We start from the raw sequence: 4,047 nt of genomic DNA, 5'->3' as shown, positions 1-4,047 counted from the left end.
CATTGACTACGTTTAAACCGTCTCGCGTGATTTCGCGTGCACACGGGAGTTGGGCCGATCTCGGCTGCTCCCAAGGAGAATCCGGCCTGCGTCGTTCTCCGCAACCATCGCCTTCGACGCATCCGCGTCCAGGCAGCGCACCGGATCCGCGTCGAGCCTCTCGACATCGGCCGGCGCCCACGCGACAGCCGTCGGCGACAGATCCACACCGTCCACCTCGAAGCCCCGCGCGGCCAGTTGAAGGGCATTGCGCCCCGGACCACACCCCAGGTCCAGCGCACGGCCGCCCCCGCCTATCAGCCCCCGGTCGACATACCCGACCAGGTTCTCGTCCGGCTTCGCCACGAAGAACGGCACTGGCTTGTCACGGTCGGCATAGAACCCGTCCCACCAGGAGGCCGCCCCGGAGGTCCAACGATCGGCCTCCGGTGCGAACAGCCCGTCCAGGAGCCGGAGTACGTCGTCGACTGTCCGAATGTCACGCCCACGCTGGTTCCTGTCCATCCGATCCGTCCGGTCCATCCGGCCCCCTCTCCGATCCACCGATCGTAGAAGCGACCGACCCGAAAGCCCAGGTCAACACCCACCCGGGACGCTCGCGCGAACCCCGTCAACTCCCCTGTACGGGGCGGGAGTCGACACCGGAAGGACGCCATTCCGGGGACGGGCCGGAACCGTGCCTGCGCCCTGCCCGAGGGTCACCAGGACGGCAGTCCCGACCGCGCCGACGGCCCTTCTTCTTGTGGTTGGCGGCCTGATCCATCTGGTGCATGGTCCACTCAACTCGTCGAGTGCGACACTCACTTGGGACGTAGCGACCTAGGGAGTCCAAAGCATGGCAACTGGTGCCCCCGACGAGCCGGAACCGGCGGCAGCCCCACGTGGGCAGCGAGTCCTCGCCCTCAGGGACAGGGCACTCGCCGCCCAGAGCCCACTGGTGCAGAAGAACATCGCCCGGGCCCGCCAGCGGAACCCGGAGGCGACACCGGCACAGGTGATCCGCAATCTGGAGCGGATGTACGTCAGCGCCCTGACCGGGACGGGTGCCGCAGTGGGAGGAACCGCGGCCGCACCCGGCGTCGGCACGGGAGTCGCACTGGCCCTGTCAGCGGGCGAGACCCTCTCGTCTCTTGAGTTGAATACGCCGCTCTGGCCGTGAGAGCCGGTCGTCGCGCGTTTGGCCCACCCCCGACGTCGTGGCCATGGCTGACGCACGGCATATCGCCGACGTCGGAGAACTCGAACGACTGACCCTGGGTGCGCTGAAGGACATCATCGAGCACCCCACCTCCACCACCGGAGCCGACCACGGCACCGACCAGGGCACCGACCAGCCCTCAGCCCACCCCCGCCCCCTTGACGAGCGGCACGTCCCGTGACAGCTCCCGGAACCCGAGGCCGTAGTACAGCCCGCGTGCCCGGGGATGCCCCGGCGCACCCAGGCACGCGACCGTCGCCTGCGTGGCGCCTGCCGTACGCGCCCGGTGCATCGCGTGCAGGAGCATCGCCCTGGCCAAGCCCCGGCGCCGGTGGGCCGGATGCGTTCCGACCGGCTCGAACTCGGCCGTCCTGTTCGCCTCGTCGAGCCACATGACGGTCGAGGAGGCCATCGTGCCGTCCGGTGCCTCCACCAGGATGTGCAGGTCACCCCGGTATCCCGGTGCCCGCCGGACGCCCTCGTAGCTCTTGGCCGTGTATGCCGAGGGGGCCCAGGCGTCGAGGTGGGCCTGGACCGCGACCTCGGGGCCGGCCTCGTCGGCGGTGCGGAAACCGAACCCCCTTGGAAGTACTGGCTGTTCCAGGTCGGTGAGGTCCCGTTCGTTGAGCTGGGTCCAGGACCCCGTGTCGCCGAGCGCGGCCGAGTCGGTCTCGTAGCCGTGCGCCGCCCATCGCTTCAGGGCGAACTCGTCGGCGGAACTCGGCATCACCGTCCGCTCGATGCCCGCCGCCGTGCCGTCGTACCAGTCGATCACCTCGTCGACCAGCCCGGCGTGGTCGGGGCGGACCTGATACGTGAGACAGGCCTCGGTGACGTCCTTCACCGACCCGCCGTTCCGTCGCAGCCGGTGCGGAAGCCGGGCCCAGCCCCACGCCACCAGGTCCCCGCCGGAGAACCACTGCCGACTCGGCCGGCCTCCCGTGTCGTCGTCGGCGTGCGCCTTGCCCCAGTTCCAGGCCAGCTCGCCGAACGTGGCTTCGGCGTTCACCAGGTTCTGGCGGGTGGCGGTGACGCGCTGCGCCAGCCCCTGCATAAGCCGCACGTCCGCAGCGGTCACCAGCTCGACGTCCGTGTTCGTCATGGTGGGCCACTGTGTCAGGGCCCCCGGAAAGCCGTCGAACCGTTTTCCGGGGCCGCCGATCGCGACGGTCGACCACGAACGTCGACCGCCACGTGTCACGGCCCGGTGCGCGAACTCGGCCTGCCGCAACGCTAGTCGGTGGTGGTCACCTCCGCCGACTCGTAGGTCTTCCCCGCCGGGGCCACACACACGAACCAGCTGTCCGGAGAACCCGCCGCCGGCCGGATCGTCGCCTCGCCGCTGTTGACGTCGGCCCCCGCGGCCACCTTGCGGGCCACCGTGGACGAGCCGTCCTTCCAGGTGCAGGTGACCGCCTGCGCGGTGCTCGCGACCTGGCCGACCACCAGCCGCTGGGGGCCGTCGGTCTTCTTCGGGTCCAGGGAGGTCGCGCCCGACTTGAGGTCCGTGCCCGCCATGGTGTCCTCCTTGGCGGCCGAATCACCCATCAGGAGACCCGGTTCTCCGCTCCCGAAGGCCCGCCGCACGAAGTACGTGATCTTGCCGACCAGTGCGGACGCGCGGTCCTTGTCCCAGGGCTCCTCGTGGCGGCCGGCCATGGCCTTCAGCTGGGCCTCGGCCTCGGCCTTGGTGAGGGGGGCGCCCCACACGTCGACCGTGATGGACCACTCCTCGCCCTGCTCGGTGCCCGCCGCGAGCAGGGTCTCCTGCGGCACGTACACATGCCGTTGCTCCGGCGTGGACGGCACGGTCGCCTTCTGCGTCACCGCCGGGGACACCTCGATCCCGTTCCCGTCGCGCAGCCCGGCCAGGGCCAGCGTGCCCGACGCGCCCGTGATCACCAGGGCCGCGGCCGTGGCGAGCGCCCAGCGGCGGGCCCGGCGCCGGCGGCCGCCGCGGATCACCGCCTGGTAGGGGGCTATACCGATCTCGACCTCGTCCGCGGCGTCGGCCAGCAGGAGGGCGATGTCTCTGTCCGTCATGGTCTGGTTCGTCTCCCGGTCCGCGCTCATCACTGCCGCCCTCCCTGCGTCACCATCTCGGCGAGTCCCGGTATGGCGCGGAGTTTCGCGATCCCCTTGGCCGCGTTGCTCTTCACCGCGCCGACCGAGCAGCCCATCGCCTGGGCCGTCTGTGTCTCGGTCAGGTCCTCCCAGTACCGCAGCACCACCGCCTCCCGCTGCCTCGGCGGCAGTTGGGCCAGTGCCTTCAGCAGGGTGCTGCGGTCCTCGGCCTGGGCGATGCGGTCACCGGTGTCGGCGATCTCGCGCACCAGGCCCGAGTCGTCCCTGGGCGCCAGGAACTCCTTGAGTCGTCTGCGGTGCTTGCGTGCGTGCGCGTTGATCATCACGCGCCGTACGTACGCCTCCGGATCGTCGGCCGCGCCGACCTTGCGCCAGGCCACAAAGGTCTGTTCGAGCGTCGACTGCACCAGATCCTCCGCGGCGTGCTGCTCCCCCGTGAGAAGAAATGCCGTCCGCATCAACCGCGGCCAGCGGCCGATGACAAAGCTCTGGAACCCGTCATCCTGAGCCTCCCGAGCCTGCTTGCGATCCCCCATGGGCACCTCCTAGATGTCTAAAGGAGTCCATGAGCCGCCCGGACCGTTGCCTCACTTCTCGAATCTCCTGGAAGCCGTGCCCGCGTGCTGGGCTCAGGGTGGGACGAGTGCACGACGGATTAGCCGCCGCCGACGACGGAGGTAAGGCAGACATGGCACCGTACGAAACCGACGACAGCACGGACACCCGTCCGCAGCCCGGCCTGGACGTCGACGCCTTCGACGCCT

At 70.1% G+C, this 4,047-nt stretch carries 5 protein-coding genes and 1 pseudogene; 2 read left to right on the top strand and 4 right to left on the bottom strand.

Translation table 11 applies throughout. The features are described 5' to 3' along the window. Nucleotides 1-117: 117 nt before the first annotated feature. A pseudogene (locus ACNFOC_RS51790) lies at nucleotides 118-504 on the bottom strand (class I SAM-dependent methyltransferase); the annotation flags it as partial. A gap of 331 nt (nucleotides 505-835) precedes the next feature. Here ACNFOC_RS51790 and ACNFOC_RS51785 point away from each other — a divergent pair. After that, complete coding sequence (locus ACNFOC_RS51785; RefSeq protein ID WP_416965931.1) at nucleotides 836-1,159, top strand: hypothetical protein; 324 nt, start codon at nucleotides 836-838, stop codon at nucleotides 1,157-1,159. 43 nt (nucleotides 1,160-1,202) lie between these two features. Continuing rightward, the gene (locus ACNFOC_RS51780; RefSeq protein ID WP_416965930.1) at nucleotides 1,203-1,379 is read left to right on the top strand and encodes a hypothetical protein; all 177 of its coding nucleotides are present in this window, start codon (nucleotides 1,203-1,205) and stop codon (nucleotides 1,377-1,379) included. Here ACNFOC_RS51780 and ACNFOC_RS51775 read toward each other — a convergent pair. The 3 genes from ACNFOC_RS51775 to ACNFOC_RS51765 form a co-directional block, all read right to left on the bottom strand. Next, nucleotides 1,338-2,300 (bottom strand): GNAT family N-acetyltransferase, encoded by a 963-nt coding sequence (locus tag ACNFOC_RS51775; RefSeq protein ID WP_416965929.1) that lies wholly within the window; start codon nucleotides 2,298-2,300, stop codon nucleotides 1,338-1,340. The two genes, ACNFOC_RS51780 and ACNFOC_RS51775, sit on opposite strands and share 42 nt — an antisense overlap. A 131-nt stretch (nucleotides 2,301-2,431) precedes the next feature. Further along, nucleotides 2,432-3,271: a hypothetical protein gene (locus ACNFOC_RS51770; RefSeq protein WP_416965928.1), complete on the bottom strand. Its 840-nt coding sequence runs from the start codon at nucleotides 3,269-3,271 to the stop codon at nucleotides 2,432-2,434. Beyond that, the gene (locus ACNFOC_RS51765; RefSeq protein WP_416965927.1) at nucleotides 3,271-3,819 is read right to left on the bottom strand and encodes a SigE family RNA polymerase sigma factor; all 549 of its coding nucleotides are present in this window, start codon (nucleotides 3,817-3,819) and stop codon (nucleotides 3,271-3,273) included. The genes ACNFOC_RS51770 and ACNFOC_RS51765 overlap by 1 nt, the downstream gene beginning before the upstream one ends. Nucleotides 3,820-4,047 lie beyond the last annotated feature (228 nt).

Origin of the sequence: Streptomyces colwelliae, assembly GCF_048158785.1 — a bacterium.
Classification (GTDB): Bacteria; Actinomycetota; Actinomycetes; order Streptomycetales; family Streptomycetaceae; genus Streptomyces.
Note: the sequence above shows the minus strand (reverse complement) of the source record. Positions and strands in the feature narration are given on the sequence as shown.